Origin of the sequence: Microbacterium sp. MMO-113, assembly GCF_037148555.1 — a bacterium.
Lineage (GTDB): Bacteria > Actinomycetota > Actinomycetes > Actinomycetales > Microbacteriaceae > Microbacterium.
This window is the reverse complement of record NZ_JBBCTD010000004.1, coordinates 399,872-425,600: the sequence shown is the minus strand read 5'-3', so window position 1 is coordinate 425,600 and position 25,729 is coordinate 399,872. Positions and strand designations below refer to the sequence as shown.

The window sequence follows — 25,729 nt, the reverse complement described above, 5'->3', positions numbered from 1 at the left end:
GAAACAATCCGTGGTGCGGCTCAGGCCTCGTCGTCCGGACGGCGGGGACTCGGGTCGGGAGGGAGGATCTCGATCGGGCGCGCCGCTTGTCGCTGCGCTCGCCACCAGATCACGAACCCGACCGCGGTGAACACGCCGTAGAACACGTACATGAGGCCGGTCGCGTAGTAGCCGGAGCTGAACAGCAGCGGCACCCCCACCACGTCCACGGCGATCCAGATGAGCCAGAACTCGGTCCAGCCCTTCGCCATGCCGTACGTCGCCAGCAGTGACCCGACGAAGGTCCAGGCGTCCGCCCAGACCGGTTCCCACGAACCGAGGGCGCGGAACAGGGGGGTGAGCGCCACGGTTCCGACGACGAGGACCACGACCAGACCGATGCGGGCACCGGTCGGCGCCCACCGCGGCACGATGCGACCGCCGTCGGCATTCCGCCAGCGCATCCACCCGTAGATCGCGACGGCGATGAACATGATCTGCCGCCCGGCCTGACCGAGCAGATGCGGGAGCGACGGGTCGGGGCTCAGTGCGGAGCCGAGGAACACCGTGAGCAGCAGGAGGTTTCCGACGATGCCGACCGGCCACGCCCAGACCTTGCGCCGCATGCCCCCGAGGGCGCTCGCGAGTCCGAACGCGTTACCGACGACCTCACGCACCAGGAGGGTCTGCCCACCCGGAAGCACCCAGGACGAGGAGAAGGCGTCGACGAGCCACTGCAGGAAACCCATCGCTAGAGCGCCGCGTCGGGGGTGGGACGCTCGTCGAGCACGAGCTGCAGCATGCTGAGGTCGAGCCACCGGCCGAACTTCGCGCCGACCTGGGGCATGCGGCCCACCTCCCGGAATCCGAGGCGGTCGTGGAGGGCGAGGGAGGCGGTGTTGCCGCTCTCCACGCCGCCGATCATCACGTGCATCCCGGCTGCCCTGGCCCGGGCGATGAGCTCCGTCATGAGGAGCATGCCGATGCCGCGTCCGCGCTGATCGCCGCGCACGTAGACGGAGTGCTCCACGGTGAGGCGGTAGCCGCTGTGCGGGCGCCACTGGGCGTAGGACGCATAGCCCAGGACGCCGCTCTCGTCGGCGGCGACGATGACGGGACAGCCGCGCGCGGTCCGGTCGGCGAGCCACGCCTCCCGGTCGGCGCGATCCACGGCCTCCTCGTTCCAGATCGCGGTCGTGTGCAGGACGGCGTGGTTGTGGATCTCGGTGATCGTGTCGAGGTCGGCGCTCTCGGCGGGCCTGAGGTGCACGGCGGTCATCGTCAGACGTGGATGTCGGCGGGAGAGGCCTCGCCCTCGTGGAAGCTCGGCTTCCTGCCGAAGAGCTTCGCGATGCCGAGGACGACGCCGACGATCACGAGGCCCCAGACGAGACCGGCGATCGCGGAGATGATCGTGTCGACCACCCACACCACGAAGCCGCCGAGAGGCTCCAGCGCGTGCTCGACCGCATGGAGAACGTCGGCCGGGGCGTGCAGCCCGACCTCGCCGAGGTTGATGAGGACGAGGTGCCCGCCCACCCAGAGCATGGCGACGGTGCCGAGCACGCTGATGAAGCGGAAGACCGCGGGCATCGAGCGGACGATGCGGGTGCCGGTGTGCCGGACGCGCTGGGCCGGGTTCTTCGCCATCTTCAGGCCGATGTCGTCGATCTTCACCAGGAGCGCCACGGCCCCGTACACCGCGACGGTCATGACCAGCGCGATCACGGCGAGGATCGCGAGAGTGGACCAGATGCCGAGTCCCTTGTCGAGGCTGGCGAGGGAGATGAGCATGATCTCGGTCGAGAGGATGAGGTCGGTGCGGACGGCGCCGAGCACGAGTCTCCTCTCGTCGCGAGCGCCCTCGTCGGCGTGGCCGTGCTGCACGCCGAACCACTCGAGCACCTTCTCCGCGCCCTCGAAGCACAGGTACGAGCCGCCGAGGATCAGCAGGTAGGGCAGCACCCACGGCGCGAAGGCCGTGAGCAGCAGCGCGATCGGGATGATGATGACGAACTTGTTCACCAGCGACCCGAGGGCGATCTTGCCCACCACGGGGAGCTCGCGGGCCGGGGTGAGGCCCTGCACGTACTGCGGGGTCACGGCGGCGTCATCGATGACGACTCCGGCGGCCTTCGCCGACGCCTTCATCGCGGCGCTCAGGATGTCGTCGACGACGGCGAGCAGTCCAACGGACATGCGGGTCCTCTTTCCGTGGTGGGAAAGTCAGACTACCGACTCCCGGGCTCAGGCCCGCACGTCCTCCGCGGTCGCCAGCACCCGCTGCAGCGGCTGATAGTGCTCGATGACGGCCTGGCGGTAGCGCTCGACGTCGCCGGAGCGCGCGGCGTCCAGCATGTCGCCGTGCGCCTTGGCGGTCTTGTGGATGTCGTCGGGCTGCGCGATGCCGAGCTGCGGGAGCACGGCGGTGTGCACGTCCCAGAACGCTCCGACGAGCTGGCCGACCAGGCGGTTGTCGATGGCGCCGAAGAGTCGGGTGTGGAACGCCCTGTCCTCGTCGAGGAAGTACTCGCCGCGGCCGGCCTTGTCGACCATCTCGGCGACGAGCTCGTCGAGCTCCGGGTCCGCCTGCGCCTGAGCGGCCTCGACCACGCGCTCGGCCATGGAGAGGTCGAGCGCGAGGCGCACCTCGACGACCTCGCGCAGGGCCTGCAGCGAGCCCTCGGGGGAGAGCACACCGCGGAAGACGAGCGCCTCGACCATCGGGTCCAGCGACATCGGGCCCACGTAGGTGCCGTGTCCGTGCCGGACGTCGACGATGTCGAGGGTGGAGAGCGTGCGGATCGCCTCACGGACCGAGGAGCGCGACACGTCGAGCTCTTCGCAGAGTTCGGCCTCGGTCGGCAGCGGATCGCCAGGGGTGAGTCCGCGCGTGAGGATGAGCTGCTTGATCTGATCCGCCGTCGTGGCTCGCCGCATCCGCGACGCCCTCCCCGTGGTGGACTTCATAGGGTCCCTCTCCTGCCTGCCGGAAACGCTCCGATCCTCTCACTCTTGTGATCCGGTCGAACGTGTGTTTAGAGTACATCAGACGTCTGATGTCCTCAAGGCGTCGCCCCCCACCACCTGGAGCACACATGAACCGACACAGCACCCGCCGCCGCGCGGGTCGTCTCGCGATGGCGGTCGCCGGCACGGTCGCCGCGTCCCTCGCCCTCGCCGGCTGCGGCGGCGCCGCCGGCACCGCCGAGAGCCCCGCCGCGAGCGACATCGACCCCGACGGCATCATCGAAGCCGGGATCTCGTACACCCTGAACGGCAGCTTCGATCCGATGGTCGCCTCCGGTGCCGTCACGGTCTCGGCGAACTGGCACATCTTCGAGGGACTCATCGACCTCGACCCCGTCACGCAGGAGCCCGCCCCCGCCCTCGCCGCCGACTTCCCGACGCAGGTCGACGAGACAACCTACGACATCGACCTCCGCGAAGGCGCGACGTTCCAGAACGGAGACCCGGTCACCGCCGACGACGTGGTCTTCAGCTACGAGCGCGTCCTCGACCCGGCGAACAACTCGCTGTTCCGCTCGTTCGTCGAGTTCATCGACACCGTCACCGCCGTCGACGAGGACACCGTCCGGATCACCACCGACTACCCGTTCTCCCTCATCGACGATCGACTCGGCGTCGTCAAGATCGTGCCGAAGGCCGTGGTCGAGGCCGACCCCGAGGAGTTCGGTGCGAACCCGATCGGCTCCGGCCCCTACGCCCTCGTCTCCGCCGTCCCCGAGGACAAGATCGTCTTCGAGCGGTACGTCGACTACAACGGCCCGCGTCCCGCGCTCGCCGCGGGCATGAACTGGAACCTCCTCGCCGACGCCTCCGCCCGCGTCACCGCGATGTCGACCGGCACGGTGCAGGCGATCGAGGACGTGCCGTACATCGACGCCGACGGACTGGCCGCCTCGGCCGAGGTCGAGAGCGTGCAGTCGTTCGGCCTCCTCTTCATGATGTTCAACACGAAGGCCGAGCCGTTCGACGACGTCCGCGTCCGCCAGGCGCTGCACTACGCGCTCGACATGGACAAGATCATCGAGACCGGCATGCTCGGCAACGCCACCCCGGCCACGTCGTTCCTGCCCGAGGATTACCCGAACTACCACGAGGCCTCCACGGTCTACTCGTACGACCCGGAGAAGGCGGAGGAGCTGCTGGCGGAGGCCGGGGTCTCCGACCTCGCGATCACGCTGCGCATGACCGACACCGGATGGGTGAAGGAGGTAGCCCCGCTCATCAAGGAGTCCCTCGACGCGATCGGGATCGACACCACGCTCGACATCAGCCAGTCGGCGTCGATGTACGAGAAGGTCGACTCCGGCGACTACACCGTCGCCATCGCTCCGGGTGACCCGTCGGTGTTCGGCGTGGACCCCGACCTGCTCATGAACTGGTGGTACGGCGAGAACGTCTGGACCCAGACGCGCACTGCCTGGGCCGACTCCCCGGAGTACGCCGAGCTGCGCACGCTGCTCGACACCGCCGTCACCCAGGAGGGCGAGGAGCAGCAGGAGTCCTGGAACCAGGCGTACGACCTGATCTCCGACCAGGCCGTGCTGTACCCGCTGTTCCACCGCAAGCTGCCCACCGCCTGGAGCTCGCAGGAGCTGGTCGGCTTCCACCCGGTCCCCACGACCGGACTGTCGTTCCTCGACGTCGGCGTGGCCGCGAAGTAGCACCTGCCCGACAGGGCGGGGGCGCGCTCGCCCGAAGAGCGCGCCCCCGCCACCCCACCCCCGGAAGGAGCGGCTCGTGTCCCACACGCTCCGCCTCGTCGGCCGGCGACTGCTGCAGTTGCCGCTGATGATCCTCGGCATCACGTTCCTGGTCTTCTTCGTGATGTCGTTCTCGCCCGTCGACCCGGCACGCACCGCGCTCGGCGAGACCGCCTCCCCCGAAGCGCTGGAGGCGTACCGCGAAGACCACGGACTGAACCTCCCGCTGTTCGTCCGCTACGTGAACTTCCTGCTCGGCCTCGTCCAGGGCGACCTGGGCACCTACTCCGCCCGCAGCCTGCCGGTGGTCGACGAGGTCGCCCGGGCTTTCCCGGTGACGCTGGCCCTGACCTTTCTCGGTCTGGTGATCGCGGTCCTCGTCGCGTTCGTGATCGGCGTCCTCGCCGCGGTCTACCGCGACCGCTGGCCCGATCAGGTCATCCGCGTCTTCGGCGTCGCCGCGCTGTCCACGCCCTCGTTCTGGCTTGCGATCCTCCTCATCCAGGTGTTCACCCTGGCGCTCGGCGTGCTGCCGGCCTCGGGCCCGCTGCCGGCCTTCGCCGACGACCCGTCCGGGTGGCTCGCCCGGATGACCCTTCCCGCGGTCGCGCTCGCCGTGCCCGTGATCGGGCAGCTCTCCCGGGTCGTGCGCACCTCGATGGTCGAGGAGCTCGATCGTGACTACGTGCGCACCGCCCTCGGCGCCGGCATCCCGCGGGTGATCGTCGTCGGCCGCAACGTGCTGCGCAACGCGCTCATCACCCCCGTGACGGTGCTCGGTCTCCGCATCGGGTACCTGCTCGGCGGCGCCGTGGTGATCGAGATCATCTTCGCGATCCCCGGGATGGGCACCCTCATCCTCAACGGGGTCACCAACAACGAACCGAACCTCGTGCAGGGCGTGACGCTCGCGGTCGCGCTCGCGTTCGTCGTGATCAACATCATCGTCGACCTCCTGTACGTGCTCATCAATCCTCGAATCCGGGCGGTGTGACATGCGACGCAGACTCACGGAACGGCTCTCCGTCCCCGGCCTCCGCTGGGGCCGCCTCTCCCTCGGCTCGATCATCTGCCTCGCCGTGCTCGCGATCATCGCGCTCGCCGCGATCCTGGCTCCACTGATCTCGCCGTACGACCCGCTCGCCTCCGGCTCCCCGGTGCAGCCGCCGAGTGTGGAGCACTGGTTCGGCACCGACCGGCAGGGTCGCGACATCTTCTCCCGCCTGGTCTACGGCGCCCGCTACTCCCTCGTGATCGGGCTCGGGGCCACCCTCGTCGCCCTCGCCGTCGCCTGCGTGCTGGGCACGATCGCGGCGACCGCGCCGAAGTGGATCTCCGAGACCCTCATGCGCGTCATGGACGTGATCATGTCGTTCCCCGGCATCGCGCTCGCCGCCGTGTTCGTGGCGGTGTTCGGCAAGTCGCTGCCGGTGCTCGTGCTCACGATCGCGTTCCTCTACGTGCCGCAGCTCACGCGCATCGTCCGGGCGAACATCCTCGACCAGTACGGCGAGGACTACGTCTCGGCCGTCCGTGTGATGGGCGCAGGGACCCCGCGGATCATCGTGCGGCACGTCGCCCGCAACGCCATGGCACCCGTGCTCGTCTTCGCCACGGTGCTCGTCGCCGACGCGATCGTGTTCGAGGCCTCGCTGTCGTTCCTCCAGGCCGGCGTGCCCGACCCCGAGCCGTCCTGGGGCAACGTGATCGCCGCGGGCCGCAACCTGCTCATGAGCGGAGCCTGGTGGGCGACGTTCTTCCCCGGCATCCTCATCATGATCACGGTGCTGTGCCTCAACATCCTGTCCGAGGGGATGACCGACGCCATGGTCTCGCCCCGCGCCAGGAAGATCACCGCCGATGCCGCGAACACGGAGGAGTCGACGCACGACCTGGAGGAGGCCGCCGCCCCGGACGACACCCACGTCATCCCGACGGTCGACACCGCGGTCAACCTCTCGGTGCCCAGCGGCGTGCCCGACGTCCTCGTGCCCACCGCGGAGACGGTGCCGCTGGCGGAGCGCCTCGCCGAGCTGCGGGCCCGCGAAGGCGCCCGCACCGATCGCCTGGTATACACGGGAGACGCCGCGCCGCTGCTCGAGGTGCAGGACCTCTGCATCTCCTTCCCGCGCCACGGCGACGTCGACGTGGTCGACCACGTCAGCTTCACCGTGCGCCCCGGCGAGACCATGTCGCTCGTGGGGGAGTCGGGGTGCGGCAAGTCCATCACCTCGCTGGCGATCATGGGGCTGCTCGATCCGAAGGCCGACATCCGCGGGCGCATCCTGTTCGACGGCAAGGATCTGCTGCGGATGACGCCGAAGGAGCGCAACGCGCTGCGCGGCCACGACATCGCGATGATCTACCAGGACGCGCTGAGCTCGCTGAACCCCGCGATGCTGATCCGCGCGCAGATGAAGCAGCTCACGTCCCGCGGCGGCACCCGCACGGCCGAGGAGCTGCTGGAGCTCGTCGGTCTCGATCCGAAGCGCACGCTCGCCTCGTACCCGCACGAGCTCTCGGGCGGCCAGCGGCAGCGCGTGCTCATCGCGATGGCCCTGACCCGCGACCCGCGGCTGGTGATCGCCGACGAGCCCACCACGGCCCTCGACGTGACGGTGCAGGCGCAGGTCGTGGAGCTGCTGATGCGGCTGCAGCGGGAGCTCGGGTTCGCACTGGTGTTCGTCTCGCACGACCTCGCCCTCGTCGCCGAGCTCTCGCACCGGATCACGGTGATGTACGCGGGCCAGGTCGTGGAGCAGGGCACCACCCGCGAGGTGCTCACGCAGCCCGTCCACGAGTACACCCAGGGCCTGCTCGGGGCGGTGCTCTCGATCGAGGCCGGCTCCGACCGCCTGCATCAGGTGTCCGGTGTCGTCCCCTCGCCGCGGGACTTCCCGCAGGGCGACCGCTTCGCGCCGCGCTCCGCGGACCCCGCCCGGTACGCCGGCGTGGAACCCGTGCGGCGGCACATCGACGGCACCGAGCACTACTACTCCGCGCATCCCGACGATGCGCCCGTCGAACCGATCGGAGCAGGACGATGAGCGAACCCGTCATCCAGCTGCAGGACGTGCACGTCCGCTACCGGGCCCGCAGCTCGTCGTTGTTCCGCCCGCACTACGTCGACGCGCTCGCCGGGGTCTCGCTCACGGTCCGCCGCGGACAGACGCTGGGCATCGTGGGCGAGTCCGGCTCGGGCAAGTCCACCTCCGCGAAGGTGCTGATCGGCCTCGAGAAGCCCACGAGCGGTCAGGTCGTCTTCGACGGGGAGACCGTGCGCTCCTTCACTCCCGCGGTGCGCAAGCGCCTGGGGCGCATCCTCTCCGTGGTCTTCCAGGACCCGGCGACGGCTCTGAACGCCCGCATGACCGTGCGGGACGCACTGCTGGATCCGCTGCAGGTGCATCGCCTCGGCTCCCCGGCGAGCCGGGACCGCAAGGTCCGCGACCTCATCGGGCTCGTGGGGCTGCCGTCGTCGGCGCTGGAGGCGCTGCCCAGTCAGCTCTCCGGCGGCCAGCGGCAGCGCGTGGCGATCGCCAGAGCCCTCGTCCTCGACCCCCAGGTCATCGTCGCCGATGAGCCGACCTCGGCCCTCGACGTCTCGGTGCGCGCGCAGATCCTGAACCTGCTGACCGACCTGAAGCAGCAGCTCGGGCTGGGCATGGTCTTCATCTCCCACGACATCCAGACGGTCCGCTACCTCTCCGACGAGATCGCCGTGATGAACAAGGGCCGCGTGGTCGAGCACGGCGACGCCGCCCGGGTCTTCGACGACCCCGCCGACCCCTACACCCGCACGCTGCTGGGGGCCGCGCCCTCGCTGCTCGAACCCCACCACTGAAAAGACGGAACACCTATGCCTTCCCCCGCTCCCGCCCTGTCGTTCTCCGGCGTCGTCCCGCCGGTCGCCACCCCGCTGCTCCCGGACGGGACGATCGACCACGCGTCGCTCACCCGCCTCGTCGAGCGCCTGATCGGGGAGGGCGTCTCCGGACTGTTCGCGCTCGGCTCCACCGGCGAGACCGCCTACTTCACCGATGACCAGCGCGTCGGGCTGCTGCAGACGATCGTCGCCGCGAACGATGGACGCGTGCCCGTCATCGCCGGGGCGATCGAGCTCACGGCCCCGCGCATCATCGAGACGGCCCGCCGACTCGCCGCCGCGGGCGCGCAGGCGATCGTGACCACCGCGCCGCTGTACACGTTGAACTCGCCGGCCGAGGTCGCCGCGCACTTCCGCACGATCGCCGCCGCGATCGACGTGCCGCTGTGGGCCTACGACGTGCCGGTACGCGTGCACGCCAAGCTCGGCATCGACCTTCTCGTTCAGCTCGGCCGGGAGGGCGTGATCCAGGGGGTGAAGGACTCGTCCGGCGACGACGTCGGGTTCCGCCGGCTGATCGCGGCGAACGAGGCTGCCGGTCGCCCGCTGCAGCTGCTCACCGGACACGAGGTCGTCGTCGACGCGATGGCCCTCGTCGGTGCCGCCGGTGTCGTCCCTGGACTCGCGAACGTGGAGGCCGCGGGCTACGTGCGGCTCTGGGAGGCCGCGCAGCGCGGTGACTGGGCGACCGCGCGGGCCGAGCAGGAGCGCATCAACCGGCTCTTCGACATCGTGTTCCAGCCGCAGGGGCTGTCCCCCGACGCCACCGGCGTCGGGGCGTTCAAGGCGGCGATGCACGCGCGCGGCATCATCGACCACGCGGCGATGGCCGACACGGTGGAGCCGCTCACGGCGGAGGCCGTCGCCGGCATCCGCACCATCCTCGACGAGCTCGGTCTGCTCCCGGTCGCCGTCTGATGCGCGAGGTCGTCCTCGCCGTCGACATCGGCGGCACCAAGACGGCCGCGGCCCTCGCCGACCGGGCGGACGCGCTGCTGCGAACCACCGCGGCGCCGACCCCCGCGAGCGACGGACCCGCCGCCGTCGTGGCGACGGTCGCCGCGCTCGCGGAGGACCTGCTCGACGGGGAGTCCGCGCTCGTCGGGGTCGGCGTCGGCGCCGCTGGCGTGGTCGACGCCCGCACCGGGACGATCGTGTCGGCGACCGACACCTTCGCCGACTGGCCGGGCACTCCGCTGGCCGCCCTGATCCGGGAAGCGCTCGCGGACCTGCTCCCCGCCGACGCGCCGGTCGCCGTGCAGAACGACGTCGACGCGCACGCCACGGGGGAGTACCTGCACGGGGCCGCCGCGGGAGCCGCGAGCGCCCTCGTCGTCGCCGTCGGCACCGGGGTCGGCGCGGGCGTCATCCTCGACGGCCGTCCGGTGCGCGGTGCCCATCACGTCGCCGGCGAGCTCGCGCACCTTCCCATCCCGGGCGCCGCGCACCTCCGCTGCCCTTGCGGCCGGAACGGACACCTCGAAGCGCTCGGCTCCGGCATCGGTCTGCACCGGCACTACCTCTCGCTCGGCGGTGACCCGGCGCTGCGCGATGCGCGCGGGGTCGCCGCCGCGGCCGGCACGGGGGACTCCCTCGCCGTCCGCGCCGTCCAGGACTCCTCCGCCGCCGTCGGCCGCGCACTCGCGGGAGCCGCGACCCTCCTCGATCCGGAGCGGATCGTCGTCACCGGCGGCGTGCCGCGCATCGGCGAGCTGTGGTGGGACTCCCTGCGGGCGGCCTTCCACGCCGAGGCCATCGACGCCCTGCACGACACCCCCATCCTGCCGGGAACCCTCGGCGACGACGCGCCGCTGCGAGGAGCGGCGGCATCCGCCTGGAGGCGACCATGACATCCACCCCCATCCTCGAACGCCTGCACGGCGGCCTGATCGTCTCTTGTCAGGCGTACCCCGGGGAGGCGATGCGCGACCCGCGCACCATGGCGCAGGTCGCCGACGCCGCCCTCGTCGGCGGTGCCGCCGGGATCCGCGTGCAGGGCATCGACGACATCCGCGCGGTCGCGGACCTCCCGGTGCCGATCATCGGGCTGTGGAAGGACGGCGACGCCGACGTCTTCATCACGCCGACGCTGGAGCATGCCGTGGCCGTCGCCGATGCGGGCGCCGACATCGTGGCGATCGACGGCACCCGACGCCCCCGGCCCGACGGCCGGACGCTCGCGGAGACCATCGTCGGGCTGCGTGCGCATTCCGACGCGCTCATCATGGCCGACTGTGGTTCGCTCGACGACGCGATCACCGCCGAAGCCGCGGGCGCCGACATCATCGGCACGACCCTGTCCGGCTACACCGGGGAGCGGCCGAAGGGCGACGGCCCCGACCTCGAGCTCATCGGCCTCATCGCGGCACGCTGCACGCGCCCGGTCGTCGCAGAGGGCCGCATCCACACCCCGGCGCACGCCGCCGCCGCGATCGCCGCGGGGGCCTCCGCGGTCTGCGTCGGCACGGCCATCACCCATCCGGCCACCATCACGTCGTGGTTCGCGCGGAGTCTCGCCGAGGCCCGTCAGTGACCCCCGTGCTCCTCAGCGCCTATCCGCTGTCCCCCGCGCACGCCCGGTGGGATCCGGCACTCGAGGCCGCGCTGCTGCCGGAGCTCTGCGCGCTCCCCGGGGTGGCCGGGCTTGAGGTGCCGTGGATGGGGGCGGTGCATCCGCACGACCCGTCCTGGCTCCTCGACCACGTGCCGGCCGTGCCCCTTGCGGTCACCGCAGTGCCGTTCGTGATGCGGCGGCTCGGGGAGGATTCGTCGTACGGCCTCGCCTCACCGCAGGCGGACGGGAGAGCTGCGGCGGTGGCGGATCTGCGGCGCGTGGCGGACGATGTCGCGCGGCTCACCGCCGAGAGCGCCGCATCGGTCGCGGTGGTGATGCTGCACACCGCGCCCCGCGGGAGGGGAGACGGGGACGCGCTCGCCCGGTCCCTGGAGGAGGTCGCGGCGTTCGACTGGAGCGGAGCCCGGCTCGTCATCGAGCACTGCGACGCCGCCGTTCCCGGTCAGACGCCGGAGAAGGGGTTCCTCCCGCTCGCTGCCGAGATCGCGGCCATCCGGTCCACCGGTTCCCTGGTCGGCCTCTGGCTCAACTGGGGGCGGTCGGCGATCGAGCTGCGAGACGCGGACGCGGTGACCGCGCAGATCGCCGACGCCGGGGCCTCGGGGCTGCTGACCGGGCTCGCGTTCTCCGGGGCCGCGCCGGTCGAGAGCCCGTACGGCCCCGCCTGGGTGGACGCGCACCTGCCCATCGCGGAGACCCATCCCGCGTCCGCCTCGCTGCTCGACGCGGCACACGTCCGCGCGGGGCTCCGCGTCGCGGGCGCCGTGCCCTGGCTCGGCCTCAAGGTCGCGCGACGGCCGGAGGATCGCACGGTCGCGGAGATCGTCCGCACCGCGGAACGGAACCTCGCCGTCGTCCGAGACGCGGGCTGAGCGCGAGAAACTCTCAGCCCGCTCCCAGCCCCGCGGGACCAAAACGGGCTCGTCCCTGGTTCTCCTCAGTGACGCCGCAGCCAGCGGCGTCGGACAAGGAGCCACTCATGTCGAACGACTACGGCAGGACCCCCGAGGCCGTCAGCGGTCTCACGAACCTGCAGTACGAGGTCACGCAGCAGGACGCCACCGAGCCGCCCTTCCGCAACGCCTACTGGAACAATCACGACGACGGCATCTACGTCGACGTCGTCTCCGGGCAGCCGCTGTTCTCCTCCCGGGACAAGTACGACAGCGGCACCGGCTGGCCGAGCTTCACGCGCCCGATCGACGCCGACGCCGTGACCACGAAGACCGACCGCACGCTGTGGATGACCCGCACCGAGGCGCGGTCGTCCGGGGCCGACAGCCACCTGGGGCACGTCTTCGACGACGGGCCCCGCGCCGAGGGCGGCCTCCGCTACTGCATGAACTCGGCGGCCCTCCGCTTCATCCCGGCGGAGGATCTCGAGAAGGAGGGGTACGGTCGCTACAGCCCCCTCTTCACCACCGACACCTCTGAGGAGCAGTCATGACCGACACCGGAACCATCACCCGCACTCCCGGGACCGAGACGGCCGTCCTCGCGGGCGGCTGCTTCTGGGGCATGGAAGACCTCATCCGCCGCCAGCCCGGCGTGATCGACACCCGCGTGGGCTACACCGGCGGGGAGAACGACCACGCGACCTACCGCAACCACCCCGGTCACGCGGAGGCCGTGGAGATCGTCTTCGACCCGAGTGCGACGACCTATCGCGACATCCTGGCGTTCTTCTTCCAGATCCACGACCCGTCGACGCTGAACCGTCAGGGCAACGACATCGGGTCGAGCTACCGGTCGGCGATCTTCCCGCTCACCCCCGAGCAGGAGCAGGTCGCCCGCGACACGATCGCCGACGTCGACGCCTCCGGGCTGTGGCCGGGGAAGGCCGTCACGACGATCGAGCCCGCCGGTCCGTTCTGGGAGGCCGAGCCCGAGCACCAGGACTACCTCATCAAGTACCCGAACGGCTACACGTGCCACTTCCCCCGCGCCGGCTGGGTCCTGCCGAAGCGCGAGGACGCCACCGCCTGATCCCCGAGACCCCGCTTTCGCGCCGAGACCCCCTCCTGCACACGCATGCAGGAGGGGGTCTCGGCGCATAGACGGGGTCTCGGCGCGCTCAGGACCCGGCGAAGAAACCGAGCGCGGCCTCCTTGAAGTCGCGGGAGCCGGGGGCGTTGAAGTGGTGGCGGTTCGGGAGCTCGACGAAGCGGGCATCGGGAGCCGCGGCCGCCAGTGCCCGGGAGCCCTCGATGATCGCGTCCTTCGATCCTGTCGCGAACAGCAGCGGCACGACCGGGGCGTCCGCGGGATCGGGATCGATCGTGCCGGAGCCCCGAAGTCCCTCGGCCAGGGCGATGAGCGCGCGCAGATCGTTCCCGGGCACCCGCTCGGTCAGCGCGATGTAGTTCTGCGTCGTGCGGTCCTCCACCGGGGTGCCGTCCGCGATGTACGCGCGCACCTGGTCGAGGTCGAGACGCGCGAGGGGGATGCCGTCGGGGACACCGCCCAGGACCGCCCGGCCGATCCGATGCGGGAGCTCGCGGGCCACCTCCCACCCCACCCGGGCTCCGAGCGAGTAGCCGAGGTAGAACGCGTCGTCGACGAGGTACGTGTCCATGACGGTCTCGACGTCGGTCACGAGGTTGCGGATGGCGTAGGCGTCGGACTCGTGCGGCTTGTCGCTCTGCCCGTGGCCCCGCTGGTCGAGTGCGAGCACGCGGTACCCAGCCCTGGTCAGCTCGCGCACCCAGCCGGTGAGCACCCAGTTGTCGCGCGCGCCCGAGGCGAAGCCGTGCACGGTCACCACGACGGGGGCGTCGAGCTCCCCCCACGTGTACGTCGCCAGTCGTGTGCCGTCCGCCGCATAGACGTGCTGCGGGGCGGGCATCTCGGTGAGGTCGGAGAGGGGAGCAGCCACCCCACCATCCTCCCCCCACTCCTCCCTTCCCTGGCGCCGAGACCCCGGTTACACGCCGAAACCCCCTCCCCGCGGTGTCGCGGAGAGGGGGTTTCGAGGAGAACCCGGGGTCTCGGGTCAGACGCGGTCGCGCAGAGCGGCACCGAGCTCGGCGTCCACGTTCGTCCAGTACTGGAAGAAGCGCTCGCGGATGGCGTCGACCGTGATCGAGCGGCCCTGGCCGGTCAGCACCTCCAGGAAGCGGGCGCGCTGCGGGCCGTCGAAGACCTCGCGGTACAGCGTGCCTGCCTGACCGAAGTCGTCGTCCTCGGCGTGCAGCGTCGCGGCGGAGCGGGTGAGCTCGCCGTCCGCCGACCAGTTCACCTCGATGCCCTTGGCCGGGTCGGCCTCGGGGCCACCGGGAGTCCCGAAGGAGTTCGGCTGGTAGGTGCGGTGCGCGGCGTCGTTGTACTGGTACCGCATCGAGCCCTCGTGCTGGTAGTTGCGGGTCTCGGCGGCGTGCGGCTGGTTCACCGGCAGCTGGTTGTAGTTCGCGCCGATGCGGTGCCGCTGGGCGTCCGGGTAGGCGAAGATCCGGCCCATGAGCATCTTGTCGGGCGAGAGGCCCGTGCCGGGCACCTGGTTCCCGGGCGTGAAGCCGGCCTGCTCGATCTGTGCGAAGAAGTTCTCCGGGTTGCGGTTCAGGGTCAGCGTGCCGACCTTGATGCGCGGGTAGTCCTTCTTCGAGATCGTCTTGGTGAGGTCGAAGGGGTTGAAGCGGTAGTCCTTCGCCTCCTCGTACGGCATGATCTGCACGTAGAGGTCCCACTTCGGGAAGTCGCCCTCGGCGATCGACTGGAACAGGTCGCGACGGTAGTGGTCTGCGTCGGAACCGGCCAGCTGCTCGGCCTCCTCCGGGCTCATCGCCTCGACACCCTGGTGGGAGACGAAGTGATACCGGACCCAGAACACCTCGCCCTCGGCGTTGACCCACGAGTAGGTGTGCGAGCCGTAGCCGTTCATGTGACGCCAGCTGCGGGGCAGACCGCGCTCGCCCATCAGATAGGTGACCTGGTGGGCGGTCTCGGGCGAGAGCGTCCAGAAGTCCCACTGCATGTCCGCGTCGCGCAGGCCGGAGTCGCCGAGGCGCTTCTGGGAATGGATGAAGTCCGGGAACTTGATGGCGTCGCGGAGGAAGAACGTCGGGGTGTTGTTGCCGACGATGTCGAAGTTGCCCTCGGTCGTGTAGAAGCGCAGCGAGAACCCGCGCACGTCGCGCCAGGTGTCGGGGGAGCCCTGCTCGCCGGCGACGGAGGAGAAGCGGATGAGCGTCTCGGAGGTCGCGCCCGGCTGGAACACGGCCGCCCTGGTGTACTTCGAGACGTCCTCGGTGACGACGAACTCGCCGAACGCGCCGCCGCCCTTGGCGTGCGGATTGCGCTCCGGCACCCGCTCGCGATTGAAGGAGGCGATCTTCTCCACCAGGTAGTGGTCGTGCAGCACGGTGGGGCCGTCGGGGCCCACCGTCAGCGAGTGAGCGTCGCTCGCGATCGGCGCTCCGGCCTGTGTCGTCGTGGCCGGACGGCCCGCGTCGGTGGGGTTGGTCATGGTCTTCTCCTTCTCCGCGCGGACATGCCGAACGGACCCTCGGGGAGGGGATCGGTGGATGCGCCTACGCGGCGTTCTGGCAGCTGGGGCAGAGGCCCCAGAAGGTGACTTCGGCTGTCTGCACGGTGAAGCCCCCCGTCGAGGACGGAGTGAGACACGGCGCCTCGCCGACGACGCAGTCCACATCGCCGACCGCACCGCAAGAGGTGCAGACGACGTGGTGGTGGTTGTCGTCGATGCGCCGTTCGTACAGCGCCGCGGAGCCTGCCGGTTCGATCCGGCGGATGAGGCCCGCCGTCGTCAGGTCCGCGAGGATGTTGTGCACCGACTGGATCGACGTGGTCGGAAGCACGTCGGACACAGCGCGGTAGACCCGCTCCGCATCCGTATGGGCCATGGAGCCGAGAGCCTCGAGAACGGCGACGCGGCCCGCAGTCGCACGCAGCCCGGCGTCGCGCAACGCCGAGTCGAGTTCCGTCTCCATACGCTCGACTCTACACGTGTTTTGAGTGATTCAAAAGAGCATGCCGGGATGCCGGGCGCGTCGCCGCCGTCAGACGAAGCGGACCGTCTGCTGCAGCCGGGTGCGGATATCGAACAGCTCGTTGCCGCCGATGGCCCGCGCCCCGGGGACGCCCTGCCGCAGCACCATCGCCAGCGCGCTGCGCCGCACCACCACGACCGGGACCCCGCGAGTGCTGCCGAGCGGGGTGACCGCCTGGGCGAGGTCGTCGTCGGGGAGCACCACGATCGCCCCGCCGAACTTCACCTTCGCGGCCTTCGCCACCGCGCGCATCCGGGCGAGAGCCGCCGTGACCGGGGCTCGTGTGCCGAGGCTCGGGCCGGTGATCTCCCCGCGGCGGAATCCCACGATCCCGCCGAAGTCCTCGGACATGACGCCGTAGAGGCCGGAGGGGCTGAGCACCACGTGGTCGAGCTTGTCCTCGGCGGTCTGTCCTGCGGCGACGTCGTGCCAGACCGTGAAGCCCATGCCGAGGTCGGAGACCGTGCGGGCCGTGGCCTCCTCTGCGAGCGCGTCGGCGAGCAGCCGCCGGAGCTCCCGCGGGGCGGCGCGGACGAGGGCCGGGGCGTACGGATCGGGGACCTCGACCCCGTGACCCGCCCACTCGCGGATCAGGGAGAGGTAGCGTTCGCGGCGCCAGCCGCCGGGGTGTCCGTAGGAGCGGGCGCGCGGCCGGGTGTCGGTGCGCACGGTCTGCGGACGCCAGCCGCTCCATTCGCCGCCATCGTCGGTCAGGCCCGCGCGGCGGTCGTACGCGGCGCGGTCCTTCGCGGTGCCGATGAGCTCCCACGCGCGCTGGACCTGGATGAACACGGCCGCGTCGCCGCCGGTGTCGGGATGGGTCTGCCGCAGCCGCAGCCGATACGCCCGCCGGAGCTCGACGTCGTCGATGGCCGGATCCACGCCGAGGATCTCGTACGGCGAGGCCGAGAGCGGACTGTCGAACATCGCTCTCCTTCCGCGACCGCGGCGTCCAGGATATCCGTCGGACGGTGTGCGACCGCCGGGAGGCCTCAATCCGCGACGTCGACGATCCGCTCGATCCCGACGACCGGGGCCACCGCGCCCCCGGACGCGGCGGCGAGGTCGGCGCTCAGACGCGGAAGCGCGGCAGCGGGCACCCACAGCTCCAGCTGTGCGGAGGCTCCGTAGGCCGGCGTGCCGAGCGTGGCCCCGTGCGACGCCGCCCAGTCACGGAGCAGGTTGTCGTAGCGGCCGGCCTCGGCGTGCGGGACCTCGACGGTCGCCTGGGTGAGCGCCGCGCGACGGACGAGTGCGGCACGGTCGAGCGTCTCGGACACCGCCGTGGAGTAGGCGCGGATGAGGCCGCCCGCCCCGAGCTTCACCCCGCCGAAGTAGCGGGTGACCACCGCGACGACGTCCGTGAGGCCGCGACGCCGGAGGACCTCGAGCATCGGAACGCCGGCCGTGCCGGAGGGCTCGCCGTCGTCCGAGGAGCGGGCCTGATCCCCGTGCAGGCCGGTCACCATCGCGGTGCAGTTGTGGTTCGCGTCCCAGGCGCGCTTCCGGATCGTCGCGATGACGGCTTCGGCTTCGGCCACCGAAGACACGGGCGCGACGTGCGTGAGGAAGCGCGACTTCCGGATGACGAGCTCGTGGTCGACGGCCGCCGCGATCGTCGCGGGGAACGGGGGCGGTGTCGACATCGGCCCCACGATACCTCCGTTCGAATCGCCCGATTGGTCCCGAATCCGGGCCGGATGCCGCCAATCGGGCGATTCGAACCGGGTCGACCGAACGATGGAGGCGCGCAGCGGCCTGGCGGACGAGAATGTCAGCATGCCGACCGGAGACATCGCCGAGACCGACCACCCCGGAGGGCGGACGGGAGCACGCACGCGTTCCTGGGGGCGCCTGGTCACGTCGCTCCGTATCGGCCAGGCCGTCATCACCGTCGTGCTCACCGTCGTCGGCGTCGTCCGCTCCCTCGCCGACGGGGTCCCGGTGCCGTGGCTGCTCGCGACCGCCCTCGCCTTCCTCGGCTGGTACGGCGGCGGACTCCTGCTCTCCTCCCGTACGCACGACCGGGCGCTCGCCGCCGGCTGGCTGCTGGGGCTCACGGCCATCTGGCTGGGGGCGGTGGCCTTGTCGCCGGAGTTCGTCTGGCTCGCGTTCTCGCTGTGGCTGCTCGCCGGCTTCCTGCTGCGACGGCGATGGGCCGTGCTGCTCAGCATCCTCATCCTCGCCGTCGTGATCGTCGCGCCGCTGCTGCACACCGGGACGACCACCTACGCGAACGTGATCGGGCCGCTGGTGGGCGGCATCTTCGCCCTCGGGATCTCCCGCGGCTACCTGGAGCTCGTCCGCGACGGGCGGGAGCGGCGGCGACTGATCGCATCCCTCGTCGCGACGCAGCAGGAGATGGCGGCCCTCCAGGACGAGCTCGCCCGGACCCAGCGGGAGTCCGGCGCCGCCGCCGAGCGCACCCGGGTGTCGCGCGACATCCACGACACGGTCGCCCAGAGCCTGTCGTCCATCGTCCTGCTGGCGCGGTCGGCGGCCGAGCACGAGGACGGCCGCGATCGGGCGCTCGGACAGATCGGGGCGCTCGCCGCGGAAGGGCTCGCCGACGCCCGACGCATCGTCGACGACCTCATGCCCGCCGAGCTGGACGGCTCCGCGCTGAGCGACGCCCTCGCCCGGATGCTGGAGCGCCTGACCGCCGAGACCGGGATCGCGGCCACCTTCCATGCCGACGAGGATCTGCCGGCGCTCGGCCTCGACGCCGAGGTCGCCCTGCTGCGGACGGCCCAGTCCGCGCTCGCCAACGTGCGCAGCCATGCCGGCGCCACTCGTGTCGTGGTGACGCTCGCGGACGCCGGCGACGCGGTGCGGCTGGACGTGGTCGACGACGGTCGCGGCTTCGACCCGTCGCGGCTGGAGTCGACGGGGCCCGGCGGCGGCTACGGTCTGCGGGCGATGCGCGCTCGGCTGCGTGAGCTCGGCGGCGGTCTCGACGTGGAGAGCGCCCCGGGCGACGGCACCGCGCTGTCCGCCCACCTGCCCCTCGGAGGCCGGTCGTGACCCCCGTGCGGATCCTGCTCGTCGACGACCATCCCATCGTGCGCGCCGGTGTGCGCTCGCTGTTCGACCGCCGCGATGACGCCGAGGTCGTGGGCGAGGCCGCGTCGGGGGAGGAGGCGGTCATGCTTGCCCGGCACCTCCGTCCCGACGTCGTCCTCTGCGATCTGCGGCTGGGGGCGGGCATGGACGGCGTGCAGACGACGGCGGCGCTCCGGGCGCTCGACCCGGCGCCGGCGGTGCTCATCCTCACGACATTCGACCGCGACGCCCAGATCCTCGGCGCGATCGAGGCGGGGGCGGCGGGGTATCTGCTCAAGGACATCGATCCGGAGGACATCGTCCGGGCCGTTCGGCAGGCCGCGTCGGGCGGGCAGGCGCTGACGCCGGAGCTCACGGCGCGCGTCGGCCGCGCCCTCCGCGCCCCGCGGGTGCAGCTCACGGGGCGCGAGCTCGACGTGCTGCGGCTGCTCGACACCGGGGCCTCGAACCGGGAGATCGCGAAGGCGCTGTTCGTCACGGAGGCGACGGTGAAGACCCACCTCGTGCACGTCTTCGAGAAGCTCGGGGCCGACAGCCGCGCGAAGGCGGTCGCGATCGCCAGGGAGTCCGGTCTGCTCTGACGCCCGCGGTCTCAACCATTCGATGGATCCGCGGCGACGGCTCCCCGGCGAGGCTGGAGGCAGACAGAAAGGACTCCCATGCGCAGGCTCTTCACCGCCGCGTTCGCCTCCATGCTGGTGGGCGTCGCCTCCGGACTCTTCTACCGCGAGTTCACCAAGATCAACGGCTTCCCCGAGGGGGCGCCGACGCAGCTCGGACTCGTGCACACGCATCTGCTCGTGCTGGGCTTCGTCGTCTTCCTCGTGGTGATGCTCCTGGAGAAGGCGTTTGCGCTCTCCGAGAGCCGGCTGTTCGGCTGGTTCTTCTGGACCTACACCGCCGGGCTCGTGCTGACCTCGGCGATGCTCGTCTGGCACGGCTGCCTCACGGTGCTCGGCCAGGAGTCGACGAAGATGATCGCCGGCATCGCGGGCGTGGGGCACATGCTGCTCGCCGCCGGCATGGTGCTGCTGTTCCTCGCGCTCCGCCCCCGCGTCTTCGCCCCGAAGGTCGCGGCCGCACGGCCCGCGACCCTCGAGTCGGTCGCCTGACGCTCAGTCGGCCGGGATCGTGTCGTCGCGCAGGTACGCGATGTGCGCGGCGTGGCGCTCCAGGTGGTGCGGCGACTTCCGCACGAACAGCCAGGCGACGATGAGGATCGCGAACCAGATCGGTGTCACCAGCAGGGCGATCAGGGTGTCCGGCTGGGTGGTCAGCGCCCAGAGGATGAACAGGAAGAACGCGAGCACCACGAACACCATGAACACGCCGCCCGGCATCTTGAACGCCGAGGTCGCCGCCTTCTCCGGACGACGGCGCCGGTACACGAGGTAGCTGCAGAGGAAGATCGTCCACACGAACATGAAGCACACGGCCGACACCGTGGTGACCATCTCGAACGCCGTGCCGATGTCCTTGCCCGCGTAGAGCAGCACGACGCCGGACAGCAGCAGGATGCAGGACAGGAACAGGGCGTTCTGCGGCACGCGGCGCTTCGAGAGCCGGCCGAAGAGCCGGGGGGCGTCGCCGTCCTGCGCCAGCCCGAAGACCATGCGCGAGGTGGAGTAGATGCCGGAGTTCGCGCTGGACATCGCGGAGGTGAGCACCACGAGGTTGACGACGGTGGCGGCGATGCCGAGTCCGGCGAGGGCGAACATCGCGATGAAGGGGCTCTCGCCGGCGACGTACTCGGTCCACGGCGTGACGGACATGAGGATGATGAGCGCGCCCACGTAGAACAGCAGGACCCGGATCGGGATGGCGTTGATGGCCTTCGGGAGGTTGCGCTTTGGGTCCTTGGTCTCCGCGGCGGCGGTGCCGACGAGCTCGATGCCGACGAACGCGAACACCGCGATCTGGAAGCCGGCGACGAAGCCGAGGAAGCCGTGCGGGAACATGCCGCCGTGCTCCCATAGGTTCGCGAAGCTCGCGGTGCCGGCGTCGTGGGAGAACCCGGTGAGGATCATCACCAGGCCGGTCACGATGAGGGCGACGATCGCGACGATCTTGATGAGCGCGAACCAGAACTCCATCTCCCCGAAGGCGGCGACGGTCGGCAGGTTGAGCGCCAGGAGGATCACGACCACGAGGAGGCCCGGGATCCACAGCGGGACGCCGGGGATGAGCGCGTCGGTGTACCCGGCGATCGCGATCACGTCGGCCACGCCCGTGACCACCCAGCAGAACCAGTACGTCCAGCCCGTGAAGAAGCCTGCCCACGGGCCGAGCAGGTCGCTCGCGAAGTCGCTGAACGACTTGTACTTGAGGTTCGACAGCAGCAGCTCGCCCATCGCCCGCATGACGAAGAACAGTATGAACCCGATGATCATGTAGACGAAGATCACGGAGGGGCCGGCGACCGAGATCGTCTTGCCGCTGCCCATGAACAGGCCCGTGCCGATCGCGCCGCCGATCGCGAGCAGCTGGATGTGCCGGTTGCTGAGCGCGCGCCGCAGGTGCTCCTCGCCTCCGGCTCCGTTCTGCCCCTGGCGGATGGCCCCCGTGTCTTGCTTCGTCACGCTCATCTCCTCCGGTCGTCGTCGACTGATGCAGAGTAACCACCGCGGCCCGCTCGTCCGAAATCGACGGCTCCCGCGACGGCAATCCGGCTCGAGGTGTTCCGTTCGCCCGAAACGATTCGATAAACTGGGCGCACCCTCGATCCATCCCCTCCTTCCCTGCGAGCCCCTTCCTTCATGGCCACCACCCTCACCACGGGCCGTCCGTGGCGCGTCATCCTCGCGTTCTCGATCCCGCTCCTGCTCGGCAACGTCGTGCAGCAGCTCTATCAGTTCGCCGACGCGATCGTCGTCGGACGCCACCTCGGCGTCCAGTCCCTCGCCGCCGTCGGCGCGACGGGCAGCCTGCTCTTCCTGCTCCTCGGCTTCGCCTGGGGGCTGACGAGCGGCTTCGCCATCCCCATCGCCCAGGCCTTCGGTGCGCGCGACGACGCCGCCGTGCGCCGCTCGGTCGCGACGGGTGTGCTCCTCAGCGGCATCACGAGCGTCGTCCTCACGGTGGTCGCCCCCCTCATCGCCGGCCCGATCCTGGCGCTGCTGCAGACGCCGCCCGAGCTCATGGCCGAGGCGACGGTGTTCACGCAGATCAGCTTCCTCGGCGCGGGCGCGACGATGTTCTTCAACTACCTCTCCGCCATCATCCGCGCCATCGGCGACTCGAAGACCCCGCTCGTGTTCCTCACGGTCTCCTGCGCGCTCAACGTCGGCCTCGTCGTGCTCATGGTCGGTCCGCTGGAGTGGGGCGTCGCGGGTGCCGCGCTCGCCACCGTGGTCGCACAGGCCGTCTCCGTGATCCTGTGCCTGGAGTTCGTGCGCCGGCGGCTGCCCATGCTGCACCTGCGGCGCTCCGACTGGCGCATCTCCCGCACGGACATCGCCGACCACCTGCGCCTCGGCCTCCCCATGGGCTTCCAGGCCTCGATCATCGCGATCGGGACCCTCACGGTGCAGGTCGCCCTCAACACGCTCGGCGCCGACGCGGTCGCGGCCTACACGACGGCGTCCCGCGTGGACAGCCTGGCGGTCGCCCTGCTCTCCTCGCTCGGGCTCGCCGTGTCGATGTACGCGGCCCAGAACCACGGTGGCCGCCGCCCCGACCGCATCCGGCGCGGTGTGGTCGAGGCCACCTGGATGGCGGTCGCCGCGGCGATCGTCCTCGGCGGGCTGCTCATCGCGTTCGGCGCGCCGATGGTCCGGCTGTTCGTCGGTGACGGTTCGGACGACGTCGTCGACATGGCGCACCGCATGCTCATCATCAACGGCTGCGGCTACTGGGCGCTCGGCATGCTCTTCGTGCTCCGCGGCGCGCTGCAGGGACTCGGCCACACGCTGGTGCCGACGGTCACCGGCGTGATCGAACTCGTGATGCGCGTCGTCGCCGCGGTGGTCCTCGGGGCGATGATCGGGTTCGACGGCGTGGCCCTCAGCAACCCGCTCGCCTGGGTGGGGGCGATCGTGCTCCTCGTGCCGGCCTACGTCAAGGCGCATCGCGCGCTCGCGACCCAGCCGGTGGCCCCGGCCGAGGCCACCGAGACCTCCGCGATCGCGATCGTCGGCCCCACCGACGGCTCGATGGTGGTCGACGCGGTCGTCACCCGCCCCGTCCGCGTCGTGCGCCCGCGGCGACTGCGGTGGCCGGTCCGGCGCTGATCCGCGGATATCCACCGGAAGGATGACCCGGATCGGACTTGAGACGGATGGCCTTCCGGAGAGACACTTCTAGTGTCGAAGGTGCGGAGGGGTTCCGCCGGACGGGGGGTCGTCATGACGACATTGGGAGTGGCCAGAGACCTGGCCGCCATTCTGGTACCGATCGGATACGTGGGCGCGGCGCTGGCCGCGGTCTGCGCGATCGTGGCCGCGATCGCGATCATCCGCGGAGCCGGGGGGCTCGCGGGCGGCGCGGTCGGACTGTGGATCGTGTGCGCGCTGATGAGCTTCACCGCGAGCTTCGCGAACCAGTGGCTTCCGCTGATCGCGGCGGGCGCGTCGCTCGCGGGCATGCTCGTGATCGGCGGGGTCGTGCGCGCGATGCTCACGGCCGGCGGCTTCGAGTCGCGACGCCGGGCCGCGCGCGTGAAGCCGGCGCCGGCGACCACGACGACGGCCACGCTCAAGACCGGCTCGACCGCGACGCCCACGGCGCCGGTCGCCGTCGTCTCCTAGCGCTCAGCGGTAGTCGCGGTCGCGGTGCTGCCGCGCCTCGTCGCCCGCGGCCACGCGGGCGCTCTCGCGCGCCCGCAGCTCGACGCGGCGGATCTTCCCGGAGATCGTCTTCGGCAGCTCGGGCACGAACTCGATGATCCGCACCCACAGGTGCGAGGAGAGCCGTTCGTGCGCGTAGCCGAACACGGCGCGCGCGGCGGCCGCCTCGTCCGCGCCCGCGTCCGGCGTCAGGCACACGTACGCCTTCGGGACCGCCAGGCGCGTGGGGTCGGGGCTGGGGATGACGGCTGCTTCGACGACGAGGTCGTGCTCCAGCAGCACGGACTCGAGCTCGAACGGCGAGATCTTGTAGTCGGAGGCCTTGAACACGTCGTCGGAGCGTCCGATGTAGGTCAGGTAGCCGTCGGCGTCGCGCACGGCGATGTCCCCGGTGTGGTGGAAGCCTCCGGCCCGCGACTCCGCGGTCTTCTCCGGATCGTCGTAGTACCCCGCCATGAGGCCGAGCGGCGGCTGCGCGAGGTCGAGCGCGATCTCGCCCTCGTCCTCCACGACCGCGCCCGTCGACGGGTCGAGCAGCACGACCGGGTAGCCGGGCAGCGGACGGCCCATCGACCCGACCTTGACCGTCTGCCCGGGGGAGTTGCCGATGCAGGCCGTCATCTCGGTCTGGCCGAAGCCGTCGCGGATCGTGCCGCCCCACGCCTCGCGCACCCGGTCGATGACCTCGGGGTTCAGCGGTTCGCCGGCGCCGACGAGCTCGCGCGGAGGGTGCGCGAGCCGCGAGAGGTCGGCCTGGAGGAGCATGCGCCAGACCGTGGGCGGGGCGCAGAACGTCGAGACGTGGTGGGTGTCCATGACCTCCATGAGCGTGTTCGCGTCGAAGCGGTCGTAGTTGTAGACGAACACCGTCGCCTCGGCCAGGAACGGCGAGTAGAAGCTCGACCAGGCGTGCTTGGCCCACCCGGGGGAGGAGATGTTGAGGTGCACGTCGTCCGGGCGTACGCCGAGCCACCACATCGTGGAGAGGTGGCCGACCGGGTAGGAGACGTGGGTGTGCTGCACGAGCTTCGGGCGGTTCGTCGTGCCGGAGGTGAAGTACAGCAGGGCCGTGTCGCCGGCGGGCGTCGGGCCGTCCGGGACGAACTCCCCCGTGGTGGTGGCGGCATCCGCGAACCGCTTCCAGTCGGCAGGTGACGACGCACCCACGCCGATGCGCAGCACCGCGGGGTCGATCCCCTCGAGGCGGTCGGCCAGGCTGCCGAGGGTGACGACGGCGCCGGCGCGGCCGTGTTCGATGCGGTACGCGAGGTCGGAGGCCGACAGCAGTGTCGAGGTCGGGATCGACACCGCGCCCAGCTTCGTGATCGCGAGCATCACCTCCCACAGCTCGATCGTGTTGTTGAGCATGACGATCACGTGGTCGCCGCGGCCGATGCCGAGGTCGCGCAACCAGGCGGCGACCTGGTCGGAGCGGGCGGAGAGCTCGCCGTACGTCCAGGAGCGGAGGCTGAGGTCGGCCTCGACGATCTGCACGGCCGGACGGTCGGGGTTCTCCCCCGCGATGACGTCGAACCACTCGAGCGCGAAGTTGAAGGCGGTCAGGTCCGGCCAGGCGAACTCGCGGCGTGCGGCGTCGTAGTCCGTGGCGTGCGTGAAGAGGAGGTCCCTCATCCCGCGGATCGCTTCGGTGGCGGGGGTGGCACGACGGCTCATGGTGCTCCTTTGCAACGGCGTCCCTCCATCCT

Annotated in this window: 26 protein-coding genes; 15 read left to right on the top strand and 11 right to left on the bottom strand. The window is 70.9% G+C overall.

Annotated features, from left to right (window positions below; all coding sequences use genetic code 11):
• Positions 1-20 precede the first annotated feature (20 nt).
• Genes pnuC through WFJ36_RS15740 form a run of 4 tightly spaced genes read right to left on the bottom strand, consistent with a single transcriptional unit; the run spans position 21 to position 2,949 of the window.
• A complete protein-coding gene (gene pnuC / locus WFJ36_RS15755) occupies positions 21-728 on the bottom strand; it encodes a nicotinamide riboside transporter PnuC (protein WP_336643673.1) in 708 nt (235 codons plus the stop codon).
• A gap of 2 nt (positions 729-730) precedes the next feature.
• Complete coding sequence (locus tag WFJ36_RS15750) at positions 731-1,258, bottom strand: GNAT family N-acetyltransferase (protein WP_143049294.1); 528 nt, start codon at positions 1,256-1,258, stop codon at positions 731-733.
• 2 nt (positions 1,259-1,260) lie between these two features.
• On the bottom strand, positions 1,261-2,178 hold the full coding sequence (locus WFJ36_RS15745) for a DUF808 domain-containing protein (protein ID WP_071329389.1): 918 nt from the start codon (positions 2,176-2,178) through the stop codon (positions 1,261-1,263).
• A 48-nt stretch (positions 2,179-2,226) separates the two neighbouring features.
• Complete coding sequence (locus WFJ36_RS15740; RefSeq protein WP_060923475.1) at positions 2,227-2,949, bottom strand: FadR/GntR family transcriptional regulator; 723 nt, start codon at positions 2,947-2,949, stop codon at positions 2,227-2,229.
• A gap of 128 nt (positions 2,950-3,077) precedes the next feature.
• Between WFJ36_RS15740 and WFJ36_RS15735 the strand changes: the two genes are divergently transcribed.
• The 10 genes from WFJ36_RS15735 (at position 3,078) to msrA (ending at position 13,156) form a co-directional block, all read left to right on the top strand.
• The gene (locus tag WFJ36_RS15735; protein WP_071329388.1) at positions 3,078-4,670 is read left to right on the top strand and encodes an ABC transporter substrate-binding protein; all 1,593 of its coding nucleotides are present in this window, start codon (positions 3,078-3,080) and stop codon (positions 4,668-4,670) included.
• Between the two features lie 76 nt (positions 4,671-4,746).
• Positions 4,747-5,703: an ABC transporter permease gene (locus tag WFJ36_RS15730; RefSeq protein WP_071329387.1), complete on the top strand. Its 957-nt coding sequence runs from the start codon at positions 4,747-4,749 to the stop codon at positions 5,701-5,703.
• Between the two features lies 1 nt (position 5,704).
• Entirely contained in the window at positions 5,705-7,756 is a 2,052-nt protein-coding gene (locus tag WFJ36_RS15725; RefSeq protein ID WP_336643672.1) for a dipeptide/oligopeptide/nickel ABC transporter permease/ATP-binding protein, read from the top strand.
• Positions 7,753-8,553 carry an ABC transporter ATP-binding protein gene (locus WFJ36_RS15720; RefSeq protein ID WP_336643671.1) on the top strand — a complete coding sequence of 267 codons (801 nt, stop codon included), beginning with the start codon at positions 7,753-7,755 and terminating at the stop codon, positions 8,551-8,553. The genes WFJ36_RS15725 and WFJ36_RS15720 overlap by 4 nt, the downstream gene beginning before the upstream one ends.
• Positions 8,554-8,568: 15 nt before the next feature.
• Positions 8,569-9,513: a dihydrodipicolinate synthase family protein gene (locus tag WFJ36_RS15715; RefSeq protein ID WP_336643670.1), complete on the top strand. Its 945-nt coding sequence runs from the start codon at positions 8,569-8,571 to the stop codon at positions 9,511-9,513.
• Positions 9,513-10,445, top strand: a complete 933-nt coding sequence (locus tag WFJ36_RS15710) for an ROK family protein (protein WP_336643669.1) — start codon at positions 9,513-9,515, stop codon at positions 10,443-10,445. The genes WFJ36_RS15715 and WFJ36_RS15710 overlap by 1 nt, the downstream gene beginning before the upstream one ends.
• Complete coding sequence (locus WFJ36_RS15705; RefSeq protein WP_336643668.1) at positions 10,442-11,128, top strand: N-acetylmannosamine-6-phosphate 2-epimerase; 687 nt, start codon at positions 10,442-10,444, stop codon at positions 11,126-11,128. The genes WFJ36_RS15710 and WFJ36_RS15705 overlap by 4 nt, the downstream gene beginning before the upstream one ends.
• Positions 11,125-12,042: a DUF4862 family protein gene (locus WFJ36_RS15700; protein ID WP_071329381.1), complete on the top strand. Its 918-nt coding sequence runs from the start codon at positions 11,125-11,127 to the stop codon at positions 12,040-12,042. The genes WFJ36_RS15705 and WFJ36_RS15700 overlap by 4 nt, the downstream gene beginning before the upstream one ends.
• Before the next feature lie 107 nt (positions 12,043-12,149).
• The gene (gene msrB / locus WFJ36_RS15695; protein WP_025102783.1) at positions 12,150-12,617 is read left to right on the top strand and encodes a peptide-methionine (R)-S-oxide reductase MsrB; all 468 of its coding nucleotides are present in this window, start codon (positions 12,150-12,152) and stop codon (positions 12,615-12,617) included.
• Positions 12,614-13,156, top strand: coding sequence for a peptide-methionine (S)-S-oxide reductase MsrA (gene msrA, locus WFJ36_RS15690; RefSeq protein ID WP_025102782.1), 543 nt, complete (start codon positions 12,614-12,616; stop codon positions 13,154-13,156). The genes msrB and msrA overlap by 4 nt, the downstream gene beginning before the upstream one ends.
• 88 nt (positions 13,157-13,244) lie before the next feature.
• Here the strand turns inward: msrA and WFJ36_RS15685 are convergent, their stop codons facing one another.
• From WFJ36_RS15685 to WFJ36_RS15665, 5 genes are all read right to left on the bottom strand, one after another.
• Positions 13,245-14,045: an alpha/beta fold hydrolase gene (locus tag WFJ36_RS15685; RefSeq protein WP_083391773.1), complete on the bottom strand. Its 801-nt coding sequence runs from the start codon at positions 14,043-14,045 to the stop codon at positions 13,245-13,247.
• 117 nt (positions 14,046-14,162) lie between these two features.
• The gene (locus WFJ36_RS15680; protein WP_071329380.1) at positions 14,163-15,632 is read right to left on the bottom strand and encodes a catalase; all 1,470 of its coding nucleotides are present in this window, start codon (positions 15,630-15,632) and stop codon (positions 14,163-14,165) included.
• 64 nt (positions 15,633-15,696) lie between these two features.
• On the bottom strand, positions 15,697-16,116 hold the full coding sequence (locus tag WFJ36_RS15675; RefSeq protein ID WP_025102779.1) for a Fur family transcriptional regulator: 420 nt from the start codon (positions 16,114-16,116) through the stop codon (positions 15,697-15,699).
• Positions 16,117-16,185: 69 nt separating this feature from the next.
• Positions 16,186-17,103, bottom strand: a complete 918-nt coding sequence (locus WFJ36_RS15670) for a DnaJ domain-containing protein (protein ID WP_336643667.1) — start codon at positions 17,101-17,103, stop codon at positions 16,186-16,188.
• Between the two features lie 65 nt (positions 17,104-17,168).
• Positions 17,169-17,822, bottom strand: coding sequence for an IMPACT family protein (locus tag WFJ36_RS15665; RefSeq protein WP_071329378.1), 654 nt, complete (start codon positions 17,820-17,822; stop codon positions 17,169-17,171).
• A gap of 133 nt (positions 17,823-17,955) precedes the next feature.
• Here WFJ36_RS15665 and WFJ36_RS15660 point away from each other — a divergent pair, with 133 nt between their 5' ends.
• The 3 genes from WFJ36_RS15660 to WFJ36_RS15650 all read left to right on the top strand — a co-directional run bounded on the left by WFJ36_RS15660 (position 17,956) and on the right by WFJ36_RS15650 (position 20,351).
• On the top strand, positions 17,956-19,200 hold the full coding sequence (locus WFJ36_RS15660; protein ID WP_292786751.1) for a sensor histidine kinase: 1,245 nt from the start codon (positions 17,956-17,958) through the stop codon (positions 19,198-19,200).
• A complete protein-coding gene (locus WFJ36_RS15655) occupies positions 19,197-19,820 on the top strand; it encodes a response regulator (RefSeq protein ID WP_071329377.1) in 624 nt (207 codons plus the stop codon). Before WFJ36_RS15660 ends, WFJ36_RS15655 begins: the two co-directional genes overlap by 4 nt.
• A 78-nt stretch (positions 19,821-19,898) precedes the next feature.
• A complete protein-coding gene (locus WFJ36_RS15650) occupies positions 19,899-20,351 on the top strand; it encodes a DUF2871 domain-containing protein (protein WP_025102774.1) in 453 nt (150 codons plus the stop codon).
• Positions 20,352-20,354: 3 nt separating this feature from the next.
• Here the strand turns inward: WFJ36_RS15650 and cycA are convergent, their stop codons facing one another.
• Positions 20,355-21,824: a D-serine/D-alanine/glycine transporter gene (gene cycA / locus WFJ36_RS15645; RefSeq protein ID WP_442927876.1), complete on the bottom strand. Its 1,470-nt coding sequence runs from the start codon at positions 21,822-21,824 to the stop codon at positions 20,355-20,357.
• Positions 21,825-21,995: 171 nt separating this feature from the next.
• Between cycA and WFJ36_RS15640 the strand changes: the two genes are divergently transcribed.
• Entirely contained in the window at positions 21,996-23,468 is a 1,473-nt protein-coding gene (locus WFJ36_RS15640) for an MATE family efflux transporter (RefSeq protein WP_025102772.1), read from the top strand.
• 114 nt (positions 23,469-23,582) lie between these two features.
• On the top strand, positions 23,583-23,984 hold the full coding sequence (locus tag WFJ36_RS15635) for a hypothetical protein (protein ID WP_336643665.1): 402 nt from the start codon (positions 23,583-23,585) through the stop codon (positions 23,982-23,984).
• A 3-nt stretch (positions 23,985-23,987) separates the two neighbouring features.
• Here WFJ36_RS15635 and WFJ36_RS15630 read toward each other — a convergent pair whose 3' ends face one another.
• Positions 23,988-25,697 carry an AMP-binding protein gene (locus tag WFJ36_RS15630; RefSeq protein ID WP_336643664.1) on the bottom strand — a complete coding sequence of 570 codons (1,710 nt, stop codon included), beginning with the start codon at positions 25,695-25,697 and terminating at the stop codon, positions 23,988-23,990.
• Positions 25,698-25,729: the final 32 nt, after the last annotated feature.

Bases quoted from the DNA above. Each gene is read 5' to 3' on its own strand.
- pnuC (WP_336643673.1), bottom strand. From the start codon at position 728: ATGGGTTTCCTGCAGTGGCTCGTCGACGCCTTCTCCTCGTCCTGGGTG.
- WFJ36_RS15750 (WP_143049294.1), bottom strand. From the start codon at position 1,258: ATGACCGCCGTGCACCTCAGGCCCGCCGAGAGCGCCGACCTCGACACG.
- WFJ36_RS15745 (WP_071329389.1), bottom strand. From the start codon at position 2,178: ATGTCCGTTGGACTGCTCGCCGTCGTCGACGACATCCTGAGCGCCGCG.
- WFJ36_RS15740 (WP_060923475.1), bottom strand. From the start codon at position 2,949: ATGAAGTCCACCACGGGGAGGGCGTCGCGGATGCGGCGAGCCACGACG.
- WFJ36_RS15735 (WP_071329388.1), top strand. From the start codon at position 3,078: ATGAACCGACACAGCACCCGCCGCCGCGCGGGTCGTCTCGCGATGGCG.
- WFJ36_RS15725 (WP_336643672.1), top strand. From the start codon at position 5,705: ATGCGACGCAGACTCACGGAACGGCTCTCCGTCCCCGGCCTCCGCTGG.
- WFJ36_RS15720 (WP_336643671.1), top strand. From the start codon at position 7,753: ATGAGCGAACCCGTCATCCAGCTGCAGGACGTGCACGTCCGCTACCGG.
- WFJ36_RS15715 (WP_336643670.1), top strand. From the start codon at position 8,569: ATGCCTTCCCCCGCTCCCGCCCTGTCGTTCTCCGGCGTCGTCCCGCCG.
- WFJ36_RS15710 (WP_336643669.1), top strand. From the start codon at position 9,513: ATGCGCGAGGTCGTCCTCGCCGTCGACATCGGCGGCACCAAGACGGCC.
- WFJ36_RS15705 (WP_336643668.1), top strand. From the start codon at position 10,442: ATGACATCCACCCCCATCCTCGAACGCCTGCACGGCGGCCTGATCGTC.
- msrB (WP_025102783.1), top strand. From the start codon at position 12,150: ATGTCGAACGACTACGGCAGGACCCCCGAGGCCGTCAGCGGTCTCACG.
- msrA (WP_025102782.1), top strand. From the start codon at position 12,614: ATGACCGACACCGGAACCATCACCCGCACTCCCGGGACCGAGACGGCC.
- WFJ36_RS15680 (WP_071329380.1), bottom strand. From the start codon at position 15,632: ATGACCAACCCCACCGACGCGGGCCGTCCGGCCACGACGACACAGGCC.
- WFJ36_RS15675 (WP_025102779.1), bottom strand. From the start codon at position 16,116: ATGGAGACGGAACTCGACTCGGCGTTGCGCGACGCCGGGCTGCGTGCG.
- WFJ36_RS15670 (WP_336643667.1), bottom strand. From the start codon at position 17,103: ATGTTCGACAGTCCGCTCTCGGCCTCGCCGTACGAGATCCTCGGCGTG.
- WFJ36_RS15665 (WP_071329378.1), bottom strand. From the start codon at position 17,822: ATGTCGACACCGCCCCCGTTCCCCGCGACGATCGCGGCGGCCGTCGAC.
- WFJ36_RS15660 (WP_292786751.1), top strand. From the start codon at position 17,956: ATGCCGACCGGAGACATCGCCGAGACCGACCACCCCGGAGGGCGGACG.
- WFJ36_RS15650 (WP_025102774.1), top strand. From the start codon at position 19,899: ATGCGCAGGCTCTTCACCGCCGCGTTCGCCTCCATGCTGGTGGGCGTC.
- cycA (WP_442927876.1), bottom strand. From the start codon at position 21,824: ATGAGCGTGACGAAGCAAGACACGGGGGCCATCCGCCAGGGGCAGAAC.
- WFJ36_RS15640 (WP_025102772.1), top strand. From the start codon at position 21,996: ATGGCCACCACCCTCACCACGGGCCGTCCGTGGCGCGTCATCCTCGCG.
- WFJ36_RS15635 (WP_336643665.1), top strand. From the start codon at position 23,583: ATGACGACATTGGGAGTGGCCAGAGACCTGGCCGCCATTCTGGTACCG.
- WFJ36_RS15630 (WP_336643664.1), bottom strand. From the start codon at position 25,697: ATGAGCCGTCGTGCCACCCCCGCCACCGAAGCGATCCGCGGGATGAGG.